The organism is Shewanella algae, assembly GCF_009183365.2.
Lineage (GTDB): Bacteria > Pseudomonadota > Gammaproteobacteria > Enterobacterales > Shewanellaceae > Shewanella > Shewanella algae.
The window spans coordinates 582,543-600,889 of the sequence record NZ_CP068230.1 but is presented as its reverse complement, the minus strand read 5'-3'; the positions used below and the strand labels follow the sequence as shown (position 1 = coordinate 600,889).

At 53.9% G+C, this 18,347-nt stretch carries 17 protein-coding genes; 5 read left to right on the top strand and 12 right to left on the bottom strand.

What is annotated here, in order from left to right; all coding sequences use genetic code 11:
* Positions 1-13 precede the first annotated feature (13 nt).
* The 4 genes from rimK to E1N14_RS02745 form a co-directional block, all read right to left on the bottom strand.
* Positions 14-919 carry a 30S ribosomal protein S6--L-glutamate ligase gene (rimK, locus tag E1N14_RS02760; RefSeq protein ID WP_025009316.1) on the bottom strand — a complete coding sequence of 302 codons (906 nt, stop codon included), beginning with the start codon at positions 917-919 and terminating at the stop codon, positions 14-16.
* An 81-nt stretch (positions 920-1,000) separates the two neighbouring features.
* Entirely contained in the window at positions 1,001-2,728 is a 1,728-nt protein-coding gene (locus E1N14_RS02755; protein ID WP_028779647.1) for a putative bifunctional diguanylate cyclase/phosphodiesterase, read from the bottom strand.
* A 12-nt stretch (positions 2,729-2,740) separates the two neighbouring features.
* Positions 2,741-3,172, bottom strand: coding sequence for a response regulator (locus tag E1N14_RS02750; RefSeq protein WP_025009315.1), 432 nt, complete (start codon positions 3,170-3,172; stop codon positions 2,741-2,743).
* Positions 3,169-5,301, bottom strand: a complete 2,133-nt coding sequence (locus E1N14_RS02745) for a CHASE domain-containing sensor histidine kinase (RefSeq protein WP_420877396.1) — start codon at positions 5,299-5,301, stop codon at positions 3,169-3,171. The genes E1N14_RS02750 and E1N14_RS02745 overlap by 4 nt, the downstream gene beginning before the upstream one ends.
* 304 nt (positions 5,302-5,605) lie before the next feature.
* Here E1N14_RS02745 and E1N14_RS02740 point away from each other — a divergent pair, with 304 nt between their 5' ends.
* Positions 5,606-5,788, top strand: coding sequence for a PA3496 family putative envelope integrity protein (locus E1N14_RS02740; protein WP_025886854.1), 183 nt, complete (start codon positions 5,606-5,608; stop codon positions 5,786-5,788).
* A gap of 71 nt (positions 5,789-5,859) precedes the next feature.
* Here E1N14_RS02740 and E1N14_RS02735 read toward each other — a convergent pair whose 3' ends face one another.
* Positions 5,860-6,825, bottom strand: coding sequence for a PDC sensor domain-containing protein (locus E1N14_RS02735; RefSeq protein ID WP_025009312.1), 966 nt, complete (start codon positions 6,823-6,825; stop codon positions 5,860-5,862).
* 221 nt (positions 6,826-7,046) lie between these two features.
* On the opposite strand from E1N14_RS02735, the gene E1N14_RS02730 reads away from it, so the two are divergent.
* Positions 7,047-8,399 (top strand): flavohemoglobin expression-modulating QEGLA motif protein, encoded by a 1,353-nt coding sequence (locus tag E1N14_RS02730; protein ID WP_062793563.1) that lies wholly within the window; start codon positions 7,047-7,049, stop codon positions 8,397-8,399.
* A 56-nt stretch (positions 8,400-8,455) separates the two neighbouring features.
* Here the strand turns inward: E1N14_RS02730 and E1N14_RS02725 are convergent, their stop codons facing one another.
* On the bottom strand, positions 8,456-9,823 hold the full coding sequence (locus E1N14_RS02725; protein WP_025009311.1) for an alanine/glycine:cation symporter family protein: 1,368 nt from the start codon (positions 9,821-9,823) through the stop codon (positions 8,456-8,458).
* A 201-nt stretch (positions 9,824-10,024) separates the two neighbouring features.
* Positions 10,025-10,984: a LysR family transcriptional regulator gene (locus E1N14_RS02720; protein WP_062793564.1), complete on the bottom strand. Its 960-nt coding sequence runs from the start codon at positions 10,982-10,984 to the stop codon at positions 10,025-10,027.
* Between the two features lie 92 nt (positions 10,985-11,076).
* On the opposite strand from E1N14_RS02720, the gene E1N14_RS02715 reads away from it, so the two are divergent.
* Positions 11,077-12,018, top strand: coding sequence for a sodium-dependent bicarbonate transport family permease (locus tag E1N14_RS02715; RefSeq protein WP_025009310.1), 942 nt, complete (start codon positions 11,077-11,079; stop codon positions 12,016-12,018).
* Here the strand turns inward: E1N14_RS02715 and E1N14_RS02710 are convergent.
* The gene (locus E1N14_RS02710) at positions 12,006-12,578 is read right to left on the bottom strand and encodes an SRPBCC family protein (protein WP_037436323.1); all 573 of its coding nucleotides are present in this window, start codon (positions 12,576-12,578) and stop codon (positions 12,006-12,008) included. The genes E1N14_RS02715 and E1N14_RS02710 overlap by 13 nt on opposite strands.
* Before the next feature lie 237 nt (positions 12,579-12,815).
* Here E1N14_RS02710 and E1N14_RS02705 point away from each other — a divergent pair, with 237 nt between their 5' ends.
* On the top strand, positions 12,816-13,217 hold the full coding sequence (locus E1N14_RS02705; RefSeq protein ID WP_025009308.1) for a hypothetical protein: 402 nt from the start codon (positions 12,816-12,818) through the stop codon (positions 13,215-13,217).
* A 62-nt stretch (positions 13,218-13,279) separates the two neighbouring features.
* A complete protein-coding gene (locus tag E1N14_RS02700; RefSeq protein WP_025009307.1) occupies positions 13,280-13,519 on the top strand; it encodes a hypothetical protein in 240 nt (79 codons plus the stop codon).
* A gap of 81 nt (positions 13,520-13,600) precedes the next feature.
* Here the strand turns inward: E1N14_RS02700 and E1N14_RS02695 are convergent, their stop codons facing one another.
* From E1N14_RS02695 to E1N14_RS02680, 4 genes are all read right to left on the bottom strand, one after another.
* Entirely contained in the window at positions 13,601-14,086 is a 486-nt protein-coding gene (locus E1N14_RS02695) for a hypothetical protein (protein ID WP_025009306.1), read from the bottom strand.
* Between the two features lie 113 nt (positions 14,087-14,199).
* Positions 14,200-15,654 carry an MBL fold metallo-hydrolase RNA specificity domain-containing protein gene (locus E1N14_RS02690; protein ID WP_025009305.1) on the bottom strand — a complete coding sequence of 485 codons (1,455 nt, stop codon included), beginning with the start codon at positions 15,652-15,654 and terminating at the stop codon, positions 14,200-14,202.
* 423 nt (positions 15,655-16,077) lie between these two features.
* A complete protein-coding gene (arsJ, locus tag E1N14_RS02685; protein WP_025009304.1) occupies positions 16,078-17,322 on the bottom strand; it encodes an organoarsenical effux MFS transporter ArsJ in 1,245 nt (414 codons plus the stop codon).
* 11 nt (positions 17,323-17,333) lie between these two features.
* Positions 17,334-18,347 (bottom strand): ArsJ-associated glyceraldehyde-3-phosphate dehydrogenase, encoded by a 1,014-nt coding sequence (locus E1N14_RS02680; protein WP_028779635.1) that lies wholly within the window; start codon positions 18,345-18,347, stop codon positions 17,334-17,336.

The window sequence follows — 18,347 nt, the reverse complement described above, 5'->3', positions numbered from 1 at the left end:
GCCCGAGGCGCAATCAGGCGATGACAGGACGATTGCGTTTACGGGCGGCAACCATTTTTTCGATATGCTCCACTATCGGCTCGGCCACCTTGATACCTGTGGTCAACTCTATACCTTCAATACCCGGAGCTGAATTGACTTCAAGCACCAAGGCGCCACGCTCGGAGCGAAGAATATCCACCCCGGCAACGGCCAGCCCCATCGCCTTGACCGCATCAATGGCTGTCTTGCGCTCCTGAGGGGTAATCTTGATTTTCTCGGCGCTGCCGCCCAAATGCAGATTGGAGCGAAAATCCCCCTCCGGGCCCTGACGTTTCATGGCTGCAACCACCTTGTCGCCCACCACAAAGCAGCGGATATCACTGCCGTTGGCTTCTTTGATATATTCCTGCACCAGAATATTGGCCTTAAGCCCCAGAAAGGCTTCAATAACGCTCTCGGCGGCCTTTTTGGTTTCGGCCAGCACCACGCCTATCCCCTGGGTGCCTTCCAAAAGCTTTATCACCAGCGGCGCACCACCCACCATGGCGATGAGATCCGGAATATCATCCGGCTTGCTGGCAAAACCTGTGACCGGCATACCCACCCCTTTACGGGAAAGCAACTGCAGTGCCCGCAGCTTATCCCTTGAGCGGGCTATGGAGATAGAGTCATTGGCAGCATACACCCCCATCATCTCGAACTGGCGCACCAGGGCGCAGCCATAGAAAGTCACACTGGCATGGATCCTCGGGATAATTGCATCAAAACCGCTGAGTTCCTCACCTTCAAGATGGATACTGGGCTGCACCGAGTTGATGTTCATATAACAGTTGAGTGGATTGATCACCCTGGCCTGATGACCACGTCCCTCACAGGCTTCCACCAGCCTGCGGGTAGAATAGAGCTCGGGAAATTGAGAGAGAATACCGATTTTCATGTTTGAGTGATCCGCCAAAGAGTTATGGCCCAGCAAAAGAAGTGGCATCTTTGACTATCCCTTGCCAATAGGCAAGTAAAATCAAACATCCCCCTCGGCCAGCAAAGGTAAAATATGCTGGGTTTCAAAATCCTGGGGCTGAATTGGCCGACAATAGAGATACCCCTGCAGCAGGTTACAGCCCCGCTCACGGCAAAACTGCGCCTGCGCCTCGGTTTCTATGCCCTCGGCTACTGACACCACGTTAAAGCCGTTGGCAAAGTTGATCAAGGCCGACAACAGACGCTTGCCGCGTTCATCCTGTTCGACCGAGGCCACAAAACTCTTGTCGATTTTCAGCACATTGATGGGAAAGTACTTGATGTGCTCGAGGGATGAAAAGCCGGTGCCAAAATCATCCAGAGAGAAAACAACTCCCAGTGCAGCTATCCGCTCCAGTACCTTGGCCAGCTCCAGCGGTTCCTCTATCAAGGCATTTTCGGTGAGCTCCAACTCCAGCAGCGAAGCCGGCAGCCCGGTTTGCTGCAATACCCTGACTATGGTCTGATACAGGGTTTCACGAATGATCTGTGACGGTGACAGGTTAACCGCCACAGATAACTGCTTGCCTACCGGAGCCAGCATGGCCAGCCACTTGACGGTTTGCGCGCAGGCCTGTGCCAACACCCACTCGCCTATCTCATCTACCAGGCCTATCTCTTCTGCTATCGGCAGGAAACTGTCCGGCGCCAGCAGCCCATCTTCAGGATGTTGCCAGCGCAGCAAGGCCTCCATTCCCAACAGCTCGCCGGAAATCGCATCGAATTTCCCCTGATAAAAGACCCTGAATTCATCCCGCTCCAGCGCGGTTCTCAGGCCCATCTCGATGCGGTTGCGAAACCTGACTTCTCTGGCCAACTCTTCGGAATAGAACTGGATCTGGTTGCGGCCCACCTTCTTGGCGCGATACATGGCAATGTCGGCACACTTGAGCAACTCAGAGCTGTCACAGACAGAATCGCTGTACACTGCAATGCCAATACTGGCGCCGATAAGCACATCATGTTCCCCCAGAGGGAAAGGCTCTTCAAAGGCCCTTTGCAGCCTGTTGGCCACCGCCATCGGGAAGTAACGATTCTCCGACTCGGTCACCAGCACTACAAATTCATCGCCGCCGAGACGGGCAATGAGATCCCCTTCCCTGAGCGCCGCACTGAGACGGTTGGCCACTTCCACCAGTAGGATATCCCCCACCTGGTGCCCTAAGGTGTCGTTGATACCCTTGAAATCATCCAGATCCAAGAGGATCACCGCCAGCATGTCCTGATGACGCTTGACCTGACTCAAGGTACGGTTCAGACAGAGCTCAAAACCGTAACGATTGACCAGCTTGGTCAGGGAATCATGTTCGGCCAGCTCTTTGAGTTTCTCGTGGCTTTGGCGCAATGCCAACGCCATGGAAGCCCTTTGCTTGGCATTGCGGATAGCACGGGTCAAGCGGCTGGTATTCACTTCATCCTTGAGCAAAAAATCCTGCGCCCCCAACTCGATGCAACGCTGCGCCAGCTTGTCGTCTTCATAACGGGAGATCATCACTACCGCGGTTTGCTCTCCGGCCGATTCATTGAGGCGGCTCAATACTTCCAGGCCATTGGCATCGGGCAACATATAGTCGAGCAATATGCCGTCGAAACGCTGCTGGCAGGCGAACTCCAAGCCACTCTGGGCACAGTTGGCTTCCATCACCTTGAACGCCAGTGACGATTGATCCAGGGCGCGGATGATAGCAGCTCTGTCTATCTCATCATCATCGATCAACAGCAGATTCATGCTTTCCATCCCTCAGGCTTCCGGCAACTCAACAATACGCCAATAGCTTTCCAGCATATTGAAAATATTATAAAAACCATCGCTTATTTCATGTTTGACCATATAGCCGGCCACATGATGCTTATAAGCCTCAACCTTGTCTTCATCGGCGCTTGAGGTGGTCAACACAAAGACCACGGAGAGAGACAGCACAGGGTCATTGCGGATATGGCTGAGAAACTCCAGGCCATTCATCCGCGGCATATTGAGATCCAGCAAGATAAGATAGGGGCAGCGCACCCGACCGTCGCCCAACATCTCCAAGGCCTCCAGGCCATCTCTGGCTCTGACCAAGGGGTTGAGCAGCCTGAGCTGCTGCATCGCCCGCTGCACCGCCATGAAGTCGACATCGTCGTCGTCCACCAACAGAATAGTCACTTCCTTGTATCTGGCTGTTTGACTCATGACTCCTCCTTGAAGTGGGCCGGCCAGGTGAAGTAAAAGCTGCAACCACGCCCTTCCGATTTCACCCAGATCTTGCCGCCCATGTTTTCCACCGACTTTTTCACCAAAGAGAGACCAAGGCCACTGCCTTCAACTTCATCTCTTGGCTTAAGCGTTTGGAATATCGCGAAAATTTTATGATGAAACTTGGCGGCTATCCCAGGGCCGTCATCCGTGACACAAAAACAATAATAGTCGCCCTGGCGCTCGCTGCTGACGCTGAGAACCCCCTCACCCTTGTCGTGGTGTTTGATGGCGTTGCTGAACAGGTTTCGGAAAACCAACTCCAGCGGTACTCTGGCCGTGGTCAGCAACGGCATATCAGACAGGATAGTCAGCTTGAACCCGGTTGGCGGCGCCACCAAGCTGAAGGTATCCTGCACCAATTGCTTGCTGTCCACTTCCGTCAACTCGGTATCCACCCTGCCTATGCGCGAGAAAGTCAGCAGGCCGTCCAGCAAGAGTACCATTCGCTGTACCCGGCTCTTGATCAGTCGCAGATACTTTTGCACCTGTTCACTGCTGTTGTCGCTGAGATCTTCTGCCAACCACTCGGATAACTGCTCTATGCCACGCAGCGGTGACTTGAGATCGTGAGAGGCTATGTAGGCAAAACTGTCCAGCTCACGGTTGATCTTCTCCAGCTCCTCAGTGTGTCGGGCTTTTTCGGCTTCAATCCGTTTGCGATCCGACACATCGTTGATAGTGGCCAGAATCGACTGGCCATTGGTGAAATGGATTGGGGTCAACCCCACTTCGACCGCCACCAAAGAACCGTCTTTGGCGCGGCCGAACAGATCATCGCGCTGGGACATATTCTTGGCAATCGGCTGCTGCAGATAACCACCCATGTGCCGATTGTGCGACTTATGCAGGCTTTCCGGCAGCAGTATATTCACGCTGCGGCCCAGTAGTTCGTCCCGGGCGTAACCGAACAGTTGCTCTGTATGGGCATTCACCAGAGTGATGAGTCCATGGCCATCTACCATGATCAGCGCCGATGGCGAGGCCTCAATAACCAGACGGAAGCGTTTCTCATTGGCAAGGATCTCATTGGCTAGCAAGCCTTCCTGATACCTGGCTCTGGCGTTATTGAGCAAGAAATAGAACAACACCATGATAAACAGCACGCCTATGCCCAGCATCAGCTTGCTTTGCAGCTTCTCGGTTTCGGAGACAAAACTCTTGTCGGCGCCGATTTTCAGCAACCATTGATGACCACCGACTTTGAGCGGCAACACATGGTTGTAGGTTTTGGTAACCTGGCCTTCCTCCTCAGTACTGTACAGCAACGAAGTGTCAGAGGCGGTATCACCATCAAATACCTGCAGAATCAGGGAGGGAAACTTATCCGCCAAAATGCCTTGCATCAGGTTGTTCATCCGAAAGGCGGCATAGACCACGCCCTTGGCGGCCTTGGGACCGGCGGCAGATTCATCATAAAGCGCCAAATACATCAAAAAGCCGGCCTGAATATCCTGCTGGGTTTCCTGTACCAGGGTGATTTTGCCGGAGACCGCCGCCTCCCCTGTGTTGATGGCTCTGTCTATCGCTTCACGGCGAGTCGGCTCGGAATACATGTCATAGCCAAATGCCCGCCGGTTACGCCAATCGAAGGGTTCCAGATAGATGATGGCCTGATAAGTGTCGCGCTCACCGGCAGGGTACACCCGATACTCATCAAAGCCTTCAGCCCTGATGGCCGCCTCATGGGCCGCCAGTTGCTCCGGGTGCAAAATAACGCTGTAGCCTATCCCCTGGATCCCGGGATAAAAGCTTTCCATCTTGGCGTTGGTCACATACTCATGCCACTCCTCACGAGTCACTCCATCGGATGCCATAAACAGGCCCACCCCGCCCCGCAGCACCTGCTCATAGGTCAACAGACGATCTCTTATGGCATCTTTGACCAGCATGGCCTGATACTCAAAGCGCTCACGTCCGCGCTGCTCCGCATATTGATTGAACAGATACCAACCCAGACAGGTGAACAGAAGCGCCACCAACATGATCAGCCAAACCGAGGCCGGAGTGGAAAAACCGAAGCTTTTTGCAGGGGAGGATGATGCGGTGAGACGATCGTCCTGGATCATAAACAGCCTAGTCCTTAGCCAATAAAGCGAATGCTATGAGGTTAATTCTGGTCAGGATCATGGAAAAAACAAGTCAAAAACAGCAAAAAATCCCCAAGTTTTAGGTCCTTGGAAAAGATCGTCAAAATGTTGTCTCGATCTCACTTCCTGTTGCGACTCAGTGCTAGATTTCAGTTTAACCAAGGCTAATATTGAGTAGAGGGACGGACAGAATCATTTGCTTTGTTAGACAAAAATTTTTGCTTTTCAGCCAATGCTTTTTTGGCTAGAAAATCCTTGGATAAACCGTGAGGAATTCGTTATGGCCCATATTGTTGAACTCGTGCCCAACGATGCTGAAATTGAAGCGATGACCACCCCAAAAAACCGTCAGGCCGAGAAGGCACTGCAGCACAAACGTCAGGTAAAACGCCGCTTGGAAGATTACCTGGAGCGCCTGGAACTCAGACGAGCCATGGGGCTCGATGATGACGATATGTTTTAGGGAAAGTGTGAACAAGTCCCATGTGCTCTGAGTCGGCTTGCAGATGTGGGAGGATGTCAGCAACATCCTCCTTATCCTTGCCGCCCCCGCAAAGACTGGGTTTGAATAAGCAGGGCCTCGGCTTTTGCTCCCAACCAGACGTATAGTCCCAAAGCCACCAATAAACCAACCACTGCCAGCATCATCAAAATCGCTCCCTGAATATATTCCACCTGCCCGAGTGATGCCTTGAACATGGTCAGCAAGGCCTCAATAGAGATGGCGATCAATATGGTGGAAACAAAGCGGGTAATGGTGCGCCGGGTGGAGCTGTGGCGGAAGATGTCTTTATGCATCAACACCTCCTCTTCCAGTATGGTCTTGCCGAGATCGAATATCGCCAACGCCAGGGTGATATAGATGATGATCCCGAACGGCTTGAGTGAGTCATGAGCCAGCTGCGGCCCCTGCGCCAACAAGTGCCAGATATCCCTGGCCGAAATCAGCACCAGTACCCCAACTATAATGAATAACCCTGTTACCAGAGTGAGATAAACCGCCTTGAACAGTGGCGTCACCTTGCGCCTGTGACTGTCGCCCATCATAAATTCAATCAGCCGGGTCAGGTTGATATCCACTACCACAAAGCCACGACTGGCATCCAAACGACTCACTCCCAGGGACGCCGACAGACACAATTGCCCGGACGCATTGGAAAGATAAGGTGAGGTTATCTGCACCCCGCTCTTGTCGCTGGCATTGAGAAAATAGGGGCGCTGGCTGCGATCCGGGTGTTCACCCACAGCCAGCAGTTTGATCTTTTGCTTGATAAGCGCCAGATTCGGGCTCACTTGGTGACCATTTTCGTCGAGTAAATACATCAATTCCACGAAGGGATAGCAGGCTGCCACTTCAGAAAACACTCTGATGGCCCGCCCTGTGTCGTCAAAGAGCTGAGAGTCGGCCATTCCGGTCAGAATCGACTGCAATAGTTCATCGATTAGCGGCTGATACTCATGAAAACGTTCAATCACACTCAAGTAACTCATGTTTGCCATAACTGCTCCTGAAATTCCGGCCATCTATCTCAGGTAAGCAGCTTGAATGCCAACAATGCAACATGATGAATATCAATTAATTAGCTTAAATCATCTGGGGCGACTATGCTCAATAACCAAGCGGTTGCACCAAGATCTGGCAAAGATAAATTCTATTGCCAGACAGCGCGTTATCCAAGATGATAGCCGCCAATAACCTGTGTCTTCCGAGGAGACTATTGATGCCAGACACAAGTGCCTATAAAGAGGATCTGCGGCGCCTCTCGGACGAGCTGATCCGGTTGCAGACGCCGATAAAAATCCTCGATGCCATCAAGTGGCCGAGAGAGATGGAAGCCCGTTTTCTCGAGAATAACGGCAAGCAATTACCCGCCATAGACGCCGAGTTTTACCAGCGTCTACCGCTGCCTTTTGACCCGGACAAGACCCGCCAAGAGTTATCCGAACTGCGCCTGCAGACCCGCAAGCGCCTGGGAAGATACGACAAGCTGGGCAAGATATTGATAGCCAATATCGAGCAATATCTTCAGGTTATCGACATGCTGCAACACCGCGGCAAGGCCGACTTCGGCGAATTCAGCCGTCGCCTCTACGGCAGCGCCAACCATAAACTCCATGGTGACAGACACAATCTCAGACAGCTCGGCGACCGTTTGAGTTACATCTTCTCGCTGCCAGCAGCGCTGCGCAGCAATCGCCATCACCCCAAAGAAATCGCCGCGCCGGAGGCGGTGGATATACTCGGCCGCCGCCTGAAAGATTACTTTCACAGTGACGATATTCGGGTGCGTCTCAGTGATGGCATAGTCTCGGATGCCGCCGTGGGCGGCGACACGGTCAAGCTCAACAGCAAGGCGCTGTTCAGCCAATCGGATCTTGATGTCTACGAGGTGCATGAGGGCTGGGTGCATGTGGGCACCACCCTCAATGGCCGGGCTCAACCCTGGGCCACCTGGCTCAGCGTCGGTTCTCCCAGGGTAGCAGCAGCCCAGGAAGGGCTGGCCGTATTGATGGAAACCATTACCCTGAGCTCCAACCCAGGGCGGGCCAGGCGTATCAGCGACAGGATCACCGCGGTCGATATGGCCGAGCAAGGTGCCGACTTTATTGAAGTATTCAACTATTTCTGCGGCCAGAATCTCAGTAAACGAGACAGTTACCGGGTAACTCAGCGGGTGTTTCGCGGCGGCATGGTACAGGGTGGCAGCTACTTCACCAAGGACATCTCCTATGTGCGCGGTTATGTGGAGAACATTAACTTTATCCGCTCCGCCATCACAGCCGGGATCCCGGAGATCATCCCTATGCTGTTTGTCGGCAAGCTGGCCATTGAGGATATCCCCGTGCTTTATCAGGCCCACAGGGAAGGGCTTATTGCCGCCCCCAAGTATCTGCCGCCCATGTTTGACAACTTCAGTGGCCTCTACGCCTGGTTTGGTTTCGCCTCCGGGATGGCCGGGATAGACCTCAAGGGGGTGCAGAGACACTTCAGCCGCCTGTTCAAACAGTTACCCAATGCCGAACCTATGTTCGAGTTATTGGAAGACACTGAGTTTGACAGCAACGCCGACTGATAAAAAAACAGGGCAACTCGAGTTGCCCTGTTTTTGGTTCTAAAGCAATTGGCTCGCTATTTTTGCAACTCGGCCTGGCGCTGCTTGATAAAGTATTCCCGAGTCAAAGCAAAGACCACTGGGCTGAGCAGCGCCAGGGCTATCAGGTTGGGGATCGCCATCATGGCATTCAGGGTATCGGCCACCAGCCAGATAAAGTCCAAAGACGCCATGGCTCCCACGGGCACCATCAGAGTCCAGACCAGGCGAAACGGCACTATAGCCTTGGTACCAAATAGGTACTGCACACATTTTTCACTGTAAAAGCTCCAGCCGAGAATGGTGGTAAAGGCGAAGATAGCCAGTGCCACAGCCACTATGTACTGCCCTATGGGCAAGGCATGGCTGAAAGCGTAGGAGGTTAAGGCTGCGCCGGTTTCCCCCGAGGTCCAGGCACCGGAAACGATAATCGCCAAACCTGTGATGGAGCAGACCACTATGGTATCGATAAAGGTACCCAACATAGCCACCAATCCTTGAGCCACAGGGTTATTGGTCTGGGCTGCAGCATGAGCAATCGGCGCACTACCAAGACCTGCCTCATTGGAAAACACCCCTCGGGCCACCCCGAAACGTATGGCGGCCCACACTGCCGCACCGGCGAAACCGCCCTGGGCCGCCACTGGGTTGAAGGCGCTCTCGAATACCAGCTCCAGCGCCGCCGGGATCTGATCGAAATAGACCACAATCACAGCCAAACCTGAGGTGATATAAAACACAGTCATCAGGGGTACCAACTTACCGGCAACGTCGGCAATCCGCTTGATGCCGCCCATCAGGACGGCCCCCACCAAAATCATCATCGCCAAGCCAGTTGCCCAGGCTGGAACACCAAAGTTGCTGTCCAAGGCATCGGCCACCGAGTTAGCCTGCACTGTGTTGCCGATACCAAAACCGGCAAAACCACCAAATAAGGCGAATAGCGTTCCCAACCAGGCCCATTTCTGGCCGAGACCATTCTTGATGTAGTACATGGGGCCGCCTATGTGGTTGCCACTATCATCGACCTCGCGATACTTGACCGCCAGCACGGCTTCAGAGAACTTGGTGGCCATTCCCACCAGCGCGGTGCACCACATCCAGAACAGTGCCCCCGGGCCGCCAAGAAATATTGCCGTCGCCACCCCGGCGATATTCCCTGTACCTATGGTGGCCGACAGGGACGTCATCAGCGCATTGAAGGGGCTGATCTCCCCTTTCATATTGGTGTCTTTATCCGGGATCCGCCCGGACCAAAGTAAACGGAAGCCTCTCCCCAGCTTGAGAAGCTGCATAAAGCGCAAACCTATGGACAGAAACAGTCCTACCCCCAGGATCATCACCAGCATGGGCACACCCCAAACCAGGCTGTTGAGCTGGCTAACCCACTCCATTATTGTTTCCATTCCAACCTCGTGTAGTTATTGTTATCGCTGCAGTTTCCATCTGTGATGGCAAAAACTGCATAAGGAACACCCAGATTACAACGAAAGATTAACAATTGGAAACCTACTGTTAAACCTCCCGCCGGGAAGCGAAAGCACTCAACGTCCACGCCCCCTTAAGAGAAAGGGCACGAACGCGAGCTGGATTAATTAGGATAAGACTCAATCGACCAATCCCAGGTTGACCGGCAACTTGGCTATGTCACCGGCCACCCATTCGGCCTCTATGCACTGCTGCAGATGCTCTGCCATAAAGTGCACCAATTGCCGCGCCGCATAGGGCATACGCCTGTCTTTACGGCTCACCAGATACCAATTGCTTTCCAGCGGGAAGCCTTTCACATCCAGAATAGCCGGGCGCTCACGCCCTTCCTCCAGGGTATGAGCCGAGATAACAGATAACCCCAGCCCCGAGGCGACCCCCAGACGAATGGCCTCATTGCTCTCTATCTGCATACAGTCGCCCAGTTCCATCCCCTGACCGCTGAGCCAGGATTCAAACATTAACCGAGTAGCCGACCCCGGCTCACGGATGAGAAACCGCTCGCGACTGAGCTGCTCAAACTTGAGTTCACTCTGCCCGGCGGCCCAATGATCTCTGGGGGCAATCAGCTGCAGTGGGTTACGGATGATCCGCGCCGATTGCACAGTTTCGCCCCTGGGAGGATGGCTGAAGAGGTAGAGATCGTCTTCCAGATGCTCAAAGCGATTCAGCACATGGGCACGGTTACCTATGTTCAGTGTGACTCGGACACCGGGGAAACGACGATAGAAGGCGCCGAGGATCCGCGGCACCACGTACTTGGCCGTGGTCACCAGGCCGATATTGATGTGGCCGCTCTCCCCTTCCCGCACCTTGGCCAGCATGCCGTTGAAGTCTTCCAAACGGGTCATCACGTCGACGGCGGCGCGGTAAAGCTCCTGCCCCACCTGAGTCGGCCGCAGTCCCCCCGGGCCGGTTTCCAGCAAGGGCTCACCCACCAGCTCGGCCAGTTTTTTCAATTGCAGCGACACGGTCGGCTGAGTCAGATACAAGTGTCTGGCAGCGGCGGAAATATTCTGCCGCCGGACCACTTCAATATACACCTGCAACAAGCGCAGGCTGAGATGGCGAAGATCCATAGATAATTATCTATATATATGTAGTGAATAATTTATTTTCCAATATAGCGCCGGGCGAGCACAATCTCCAGCCGTCTAACAAGGAGAACCCCATGCCTGATGTTGTTATTGCCTTTTTCGGTCTAGGCCTGTTGGCCGGTCTGCTCAAATCGGATCTCAGAGTCCCCGAATCCACCTACGAAACCCTTTCCATACTGTTAATGCTGACCCTGGGCCTCAAGGGCGGCATGGCGCTGCACGGCCACACAGATCAGCTGTCCTTTGCCGAGCTGGGGTTAGTGATAGGTCTGGGACTGGCTATCCCGCTGGCCCTGTATCCCATATTGAAAAAAGTGGTTCGCCTGTCACAGAGCGATGCCATCAGTATTGCCGCCCACTACGGCTCGGTCAGTGCCGGGACTTTTGCCGTTGTCTACGCCATGACAGAGCAGCTGGGCTGGCCACTCAAACCCGAAACCACTCTCTATCTGGTACTGCTGGAGCTGCCATCCATCATAGTCATGTTGTGGCTCTATCGACGCCTGAACCGGGATAAGCCGGGACGCGGCGGTAATATCCTGCTGGAAGCGCTCACCAGCCGTGGGGTGATATTGCTGGGGGGCGGCGTGCTTATCGGATGGGGCTACGGCTCTGAGGGCTTGGCCTCTTTGAGCCCTGTGCTGATGCAGGGATTCAAGACCTTGCTGGCGCTGTTCCTGCTGGAGATGGGATTGTGTACCGCCAGGGTTTGTGCTCCGCTGCCCTTGAGTCACTGGCGCCTGTTGGCATTCGCTGCCGTCACGCCTTTCGTACTCGCCTGGGTGGGTATCATTACAGGTCACGCCCTGGGGCTGCCCGCTGGTTCGGCACTGGTACTGGCCGGCCTCTGCGCCAGCGCCTCTTATATTGCAGCACCGGCGGCGATCCGCGCGGCCATTCCATCGGCCAATATCGGCGTGGCCATGCTGGCCTCGCTAGGGGTCACCTTTCCGATTAACCTGTTGATAGGGCTTAATCTTTACCGTCAATGGGTGGCCTGGATTTACGGGCTCTGAATCTGTTCCTGCGGCGTGGGTTCAGATTCGAGTAACAGCTTGAGATTGCTGAGCCCGCGCAGTAGATCCGTGGCGATCATGGTTTCAAAGTCAACAAACAGAAACATCAGATTCGTCGGGTAATCCAGATGCCCCTTAAAGCTCCAACTGAGGTTGGTTCTATTGCCTTCATAGGGTTCAAATAGCATGTAGGCAGGTTCAGTGGCCTCGAAGGGAGTCAGAAACCTGAGCTCATAATCGATACGCTTGTTAGTTTCCATGGCGACTATCTCCTGCTCGCCTTGGCCCACCTCCGGGTTATCACTCTTCCAGGCAGAGACAAAACCGACAGTGCCGTCAACGCCGCGATAGCTGCGTTTCATCGCCGGATCCATCTTGGCCCAGACGCTGAAGTTATCTTGATTTTTCAGATATTTCACATAGTCATAGACCTCAGCCACCGGGCGGTTTATCACCACATTGGTGGTCACCTGGTAGTCGCTTTTGACAAACAGGGCGGCAATCAGCGGCACAGCCACTATCAGTGCCAACAGGATAAACAGTGTCTTGATAAAACGCATAAGGATTCTCCAAACAAGTTTTCTTCCGACAACAATTACTTGCCTGAGTATATCCTGCAAGCAGACCAAAAAGTAACCAAGTCGTTAGAGATTGAAATAGCCTTCTTGAAACCGCCTGCACAAACAAACCCTGGCCGAGAAGCGAACCAAGCCACAAATCCCCTCAGGCGATTTGTTGTGCAAATGCTTTTAGGTTACAGTCACCTGTAAACATGGACGTCTAATCAAGGGACTGTAATGGGATTTATCCTGGCGCCATTGCTTGTTATCTGGCTGGCAATACTGACTGTGGCGGGTTACCAGGCCACTTTATACTTCAAAGAAACTTTCAGCCTCAGCGGGCTGTTGGCATTTTCCAGTGTCAGTTTGCTTTGCGCCGCCCTCTATTTCCTGCTCCATTTCCGACGCTATCAGGACGCCGAATCCTTGGGTGCCTTCGATATCAGCATGGAACTGCTGTTTAACCCCATAAGCGGTGGCATCTGCGTATTGGCGCTGCTGCTGATCTGGCTGGTGCCCATGGGGGTTTGCAAGCCTCTACTGCTGGCACTGGTACTTGGCCTGGCTATCGCCACCCTGGCCGGGGTCGTTTATGAGGAGAGCTTTATGACAAAACATGGGATTCAACGCACTTACTGAACAAGATATAGTGCGAGCTGTGATTTCCGGCCACTGAGGCCACATCAACCCAAGGAGAGAGAATGATCAAACTCAGCAATAAAGAAACCGGCGCTTTTATCGGCCATATCTCTGAGCAGCAGCTGCAGTATCTGATCGACAACCTGGTAGAAGAGCATGATGCCGACCAGGATTACTGGCTGAACCGCACTCAAATAGAAACCTTCAAGGCCAGCGGTGCTGATGCCGAGCTCGTCAACCTGTTGGAAACGGCCATGGGCGAAGCCGATGAGCTGGAGATCCTCTGGCAGCACCAGGGCTAAAGCCAAGTTTGCGCCAACAGTAAAAACGCTCCTTTATCAAGGGGCGTCTTTACTTGTTGTTAATAGCAAAGATAAAAATAGTTAACCGATAATAGCCTTCAAGAGCACCCCTAAAATAACTCCTAGTAGACTCATGGTTCCGGCTATCCACCAACGAGTTTCCTTTTTATGGGCAATTTCGCTTGAGTGAAGGTTAATGGCAGTGGTTACCAATGTTGATATATCAGAGTTACTCAAAGGGTTCCTTGAAATGCGTGCTTTCTTTTCAGAACATAGCCCCCGAAACTCTTCTCTTGATATTTTTTCTTCTTTATCAATATCATATAATTTTTGATAATTCCTGCGCCAAACAAGAGATGCCTTAGTTCTAGTTTGATCCAAACGAAAAAATTCAGGATGTTGCTCAAATATCCTTTTCCAATATTCTCCCTGACTTTCATCGCCAGATATACGATCAGCCCAACCAGAAAACTCCAACTTGTAAAACTTATATGTTCCCATAACCTGTATTGCGGCTATGACATCAGCTAGACGATTTTTATTATCAATGTACGGGGTATTACTCATATTGCTTTACTTTGTCTCACTTAAGGTTAATTCTCTTTTGATTCAACGTCATAGCGCTCGACCTACTATAGGGAATGAACCGAAAAGTTAAGTTTATGACTTCCCACTAAAATTTAGCCCACAACCCAGCTCAGTTCGGGTAAACGGCTGAGATCCAGCTTGTCGCCTTCGGTCGCTATGGCCGAGGCCTGGGGTCTGGGCTTGGGCTGCACGCCATCGGCATGTTCCAGCACACTCAGGAGTTGCCGCTGGGCATCCGGCTCACCATGAACCAGAATGAGTGGCGGCGCCCCCTCAAACTCACGGTACCAGCGCAGCAGTTCGGCCTGATCCGCATGGGCCGACAGCCCACCGACTGTGTGAATTCTGGCGGCGACGTTCACCGAATTACCGTTGATGGTGAGCTCACTGGCGCCATCGACCAACAGCCGCCCCGGGGTTCCCAGTGCCTGAAAACCACAGATGATAATGTCACACTCGGGCCGCCACAGGTTGTGTTCCAGATGACAGCGGATACGACCGCCGTTACACATGCCGCTGCCGGCAATAATGATAAGCCCCTGGTGTACGTCGTTGAGTTCCATCGACTCTTCGGTACTTTGGATAAACTCTATCCCAGAAAGCAGCGGGTGCTGCCCGGGGTGTTGATGCACGAAACGCTTGAAGTCCTCGTCCATCAAGGGATAGTTATTGATATACACCTTGGTGGCCTCTATGGCCATGGGGCTGTCGAGGCAGATTTTCCAACGTGACAGATCCCACTCCCCGGCATAGAGGTGAAACAGATACAAAAGCTCCTGTGCCCGGCCAACCGAAAAGGCAGGGATCAGGATATTGCCACGGCTCTCACTGATGGCTGTAGCGAAGATCCCCTTGAGTTCTTCCAGGGTCGCCTCCCAACTACGGTGCAACCTGTCGCCATAGGTACTTTCCATCAGCACCAGATCGGCCTGTTGGATCAGCGTCGGGTCTCTCAGAATCGGCATACCGGCGCGGCCAAGATCGCCACTGAACACCAGTTTTTTCTGGGTGTTGCCATCATTGATCCACAGCTCCAGTAGCGCCGACCCCAGAATATGGCCGGCATCACTCAAACACAGGGTTACACCGGGAATGGGATCCAGCTTGGTGCCATAGTCCAGTGGAATAAAGCGGGTCAGTGCCAGTTCGACATCTTCTTCGGTGAACAGCGGCTCTATGGGCTCGAGATCTTGCTTGGCACGTTTGCGATTCTGCCGCTCGGCATCACGCTGCTGCAGCATGGCGGCATCCTTGAGCATGATGGCGCACAGCTCCATGGTGGCCTTATGGGTATAGATGGGGCCGCTAAAACCCTGCTTCACCAGCAAGGGCAAGCGCCCCGAATGGTCAATATGAGCGTGGCTCAACACCACGGCAGTCAGGGATTCAGGAGCAAAGGGAAAGGCTTCATGGTTACGCAGTTCATCCTGCCGCCCTCCCTGAATAAGACCACAATCCAACAGCAAGCTTTCGCCGTTGACCCGCAACAGATGGCAGGAACCTGTGACTTCTTGGGTGGCGCCCCAAAACTGCAAACTCATGGACATGACACTTCCCTCTTTGAAACAATTCGGTCAATGAAGCTGCGGATAATCCTCCCAACGCTATTAAGCCAGAATCTCGGGAAAACTCTGCCGCACCTTCCTAAGGAAGGTGCGAATAAGTCCTCGTGGCACTCTGGCTTGCACAGCAATTGGCGTTCAAGGCATCTGACTGAAGGCATGCCGGGGCCTGTCGAAGTCGGATAACGCAGAGAGCCGGTTGCTGTGAAAGCCCCGAAGGGCGTTGCTTACAAACCTGTCTGCTATGTTGTGCTTCTTGTAAAGGACTAGCCATTTGCTGCGAACCACGCCTTGCATACAGGCCTGTAAGCCAACGCAGAGCACGCATGGGACTTGTTCGCACCTTCCCTAAGCCTATGCCCTTATGGAAAAAAGTGACACTCCCTTATAGTCTAATTTTGCAGTGGATCATTGCGCCTCATGCTCTTCCGGCAGACCACGGGAGATAACCAATGTCAGCAGTAACATGGCGCTGGAAACCCACAGACAAGCCTCCAGCCCCCACCACTGAAACAGCGCGCCGGAAAGCACTGTGCCCAGCAAGCGCCCGGCGGCGTTGGCCATATAGTAGAACCCCACATCCAGGGATACCCCATCCTCACGGGCATAACTGACAATCAGAAAACTGTGCAGCGAAGAGTTCACCGCAAACAAGGCGCCGAACAGCAACAGGCCGCCGATCAGCCAGACATGGGAGTATTGGCTGCCAAGCCCAAGGGCGATAAGCGCGGGCACCAGAGTGAGCAGGCCGCACCAGAAGAGCGCCGCCGCCCGTTCCGGCAAGGCCGAGCCTTTATGCTTGCCGACTGTCTTGCCGTCAGTACTGGCGGTCAGCCTGGGTGCCAGGGCCTGCACCAAGCCGTAGGCGATAATCCAGCCGGCCAGAAAGCCCCCCACCTGCCAGTGATCCCAGCCAAATTGGCTGGCCAGATACACAGGCAAGGCCACCACAAACCAAACATCCCTGGCAGCAAACAGAAACAGCCTGGCCGCAGAGAGAATATTCACTGCCCGGCTTTTGGAAAACAGCTCACTGAACTTGGGCTTATTCTTGGCCAGGCCCAGTTCCGCCTTGAGAAACAGCAGCGAGCTCAGCCACACCAAGGTCAAAACAGCGGCCATGGTGGCAATGGCACCGGCAAATCCCAGCAGGCTAAGCAGGGCGCCGCCGAGGAAGAAACCTATTCCTTTGAGGGCGTTCTTGGAACCGGTCAGCAACGCCACATAGCGATACAGGGTCTGTCCCGCCTGAGCCGCATCCTTGGGTACCAGAGTCTTGATGGCACTCTTGGCACTCATCTTGTTGAGATCTTTGGCTATCCCCGACAGCGCCTGGGCCGCCATTACCCAGGGAATGGTCAGCCAGGCCTGAGGCACCAACAGCATGGCCAGCGCCACTATCTGCAGCCCAAGGCCGATATTCATGGTGCGGTTGAGCCCCAAACGGGCGCCAAGCCAGCCGCCCAACAGATTGGTTACCACACCGAAAAACTCATAGAAGAGAAACAGCATGGCAATGGCCAGCGCACCGTAACCCAACTGATAGAAATAGAGCACCACCAGCATGCGTAGCGCACCATCTGTCAGGGTAAAGGCCCAGTAGTTGCCGGTGATCAGCAGATATTGGCGCAGCGCCGGACTCATTTCAGCCATGGTGTTGTCCTTCAGGCATCCCGGTCCAAACGGCCTACCATCAGAGCCAATTCGGCGGTGCGATTGGCATAGCCCCATTCGTTGTCATACCAACAGTAGAGTTTGAGCTGAGTGCCGTTGATCACCATGGTAGACAGCCCATCCACTATGCAGGAGCGGGGATCTGTCTTGTAGTCCACCGACACCAGCGGCCGCGACTCGAAGCCGAGAATGCCCTTGAGCTCAGTCTCGGCCGCCTGTTGCAGCAAGTCGTTGACCTGTTGCTCTGTCACTGTTTGCTCCAGTTCAAACACACAGTCGGTCAGCGAGGCGTTGGCCAGTGGCACCCTGACCGCATGGCCGTTGAGGCGGCCTTTCAGCTCAGGGAAGATATGGGTAATGGCGGTGGCACTGCCTGTGGTGGTCGGGATCAGGCTCTGGCCACAGGAGCGGGCACGGCGCAGATCCTTATGGGGCGCATCCAATATGGTCTGGGTATTGGTGATGTCGTGAATTGTGGTCATGGAGCCATGACGAATACCGAAGTTCTCATGGATGACCTTGACCACAGGCGCCAGACAATTAGTGGTACAGGATGCGGCTGTTACTATCGGATGCCTGGCCGGGTCGTAACACTGATGATTCACCCCCATCACCAGATTGGCGACGCCGTCCTCTTTCACAGGCGCTGTCACCACCACTCGTTTGACCCCTTGATCAAGATAGGCCTGCAGCAGCGCCTTGGTTTTCATCTTGCCCGAGGCCTCAATCACCAGATCGCATTGAGACCAATCGCTGTCTGCAATGGCCTGATTGCGACTGGTCGCTATCCGCCGCCCGGCTATAACTATGGTACTGCCCTCATGCTCGACTGGGTGCGACCAACGGCCATGAACCGAGTCAAACTCCAACAGGTGCGCCAGGGTGGCGGCATCGCCGGCAGGGTCGTTGATCTGCACAAATTCGAGTTCCGGCCAATCCCAGGCAGCCCTCAAGGCCAGCCGTCCCATGCGGCCAAAGCCGTTAATTCCCACCTTTATTGTCAT

What these genes read in the sequence shown, in the direction of transcription:
- rimK (WP_025009316.1), bottom strand. Translation starts at nt 919, where the DNA reads ATGAAAATCGGTATTCTCTCTCAATTTCCCGAGCTCTATTCTACCCGC.
- E1N14_RS02755 (WP_028779647.1), bottom strand. Translation starts at nt 2,728, where the DNA reads ATGAATCTGCTGTTGATCGATGATGATGAGATAGACAGAGCTGCTATC.
- E1N14_RS02750 (WP_025009315.1), bottom strand. Translation starts at nt 3,172, where the DNA reads ATGAGTCAAACAGCCAGATACAAGGAAGTGACTATTCTGTTGGTGGAC.
- E1N14_RS02740 (WP_025886854.1), top strand. Translation starts at nt 5,606, where the DNA reads ATGGCCCATATTGTTGAACTCGTGCCCAACGATGCTGAAATTGAAGCG.
- E1N14_RS02735 (WP_025009312.1), bottom strand. Translation starts at nt 6,825, where the DNA reads ATGGCAAACATGAGTTACTTGAGTGTGATTGAACGTTTTCATGAGTAT.
- E1N14_RS02730 (WP_062793563.1), top strand. Translation starts at nt 7,047, where the DNA reads ATGCCAGACACAAGTGCCTATAAAGAGGATCTGCGGCGCCTCTCGGAC.
- E1N14_RS02725 (WP_025009311.1), bottom strand. Translation starts at nt 9,823, where the DNA reads ATGGAAACAATAATGGAGTGGGTTAGCCAGCTCAACAGCCTGGTTTGG.
- E1N14_RS02720 (WP_062793564.1), bottom strand. Translation starts at nt 10,984, where the DNA reads ATGGATCTTCGCCATCTCAGCCTGCGCTTGTTGCAGGTGTATATTGAA.
- E1N14_RS02715 (WP_025009310.1), top strand. Translation starts at nt 11,077, where the DNA reads ATGCCTGATGTTGTTATTGCCTTTTTCGGTCTAGGCCTGTTGGCCGGT.
- E1N14_RS02710 (WP_037436323.1), bottom strand. Translation starts at nt 12,578, where the DNA reads ATGCGTTTTATCAAGACACTGTTTATCCTGTTGGCACTGATAGTGGCT.
- E1N14_RS02705 (WP_025009308.1), top strand. Translation starts at nt 12,816, where the DNA reads ATGGGATTTATCCTGGCGCCATTGCTTGTTATCTGGCTGGCAATACTG.
- E1N14_RS02700 (WP_025009307.1), top strand. Translation starts at nt 13,280, where the DNA reads ATGATCAAACTCAGCAATAAAGAAACCGGCGCTTTTATCGGCCATATC.
- E1N14_RS02695 (WP_025009306.1), bottom strand. Translation starts at nt 14,086, where the DNA reads ATGAGTAATACCCCGTACATTGATAATAAAAATCGTCTAGCTGATGTC.
- E1N14_RS02690 (WP_025009305.1), bottom strand. Translation starts at nt 15,654, where the DNA reads ATGTCCATGAGTTTGCAGTTTTGGGGCGCCACCCAAGAAGTCACAGGT.
- arsJ (WP_025009304.1), bottom strand. Translation starts at nt 17,322, where the DNA reads ATGGCTGAAATGAGTCCGGCGCTGCGCCAATATCTGCTGATCACCGGC.
- E1N14_RS02680 (WP_028779635.1), bottom strand. Translation starts at nt 18,347, where the DNA reads ATGACAATAAAGGTGGGAATTAACGGCTTTGGCCGCATGGGACGGCTG.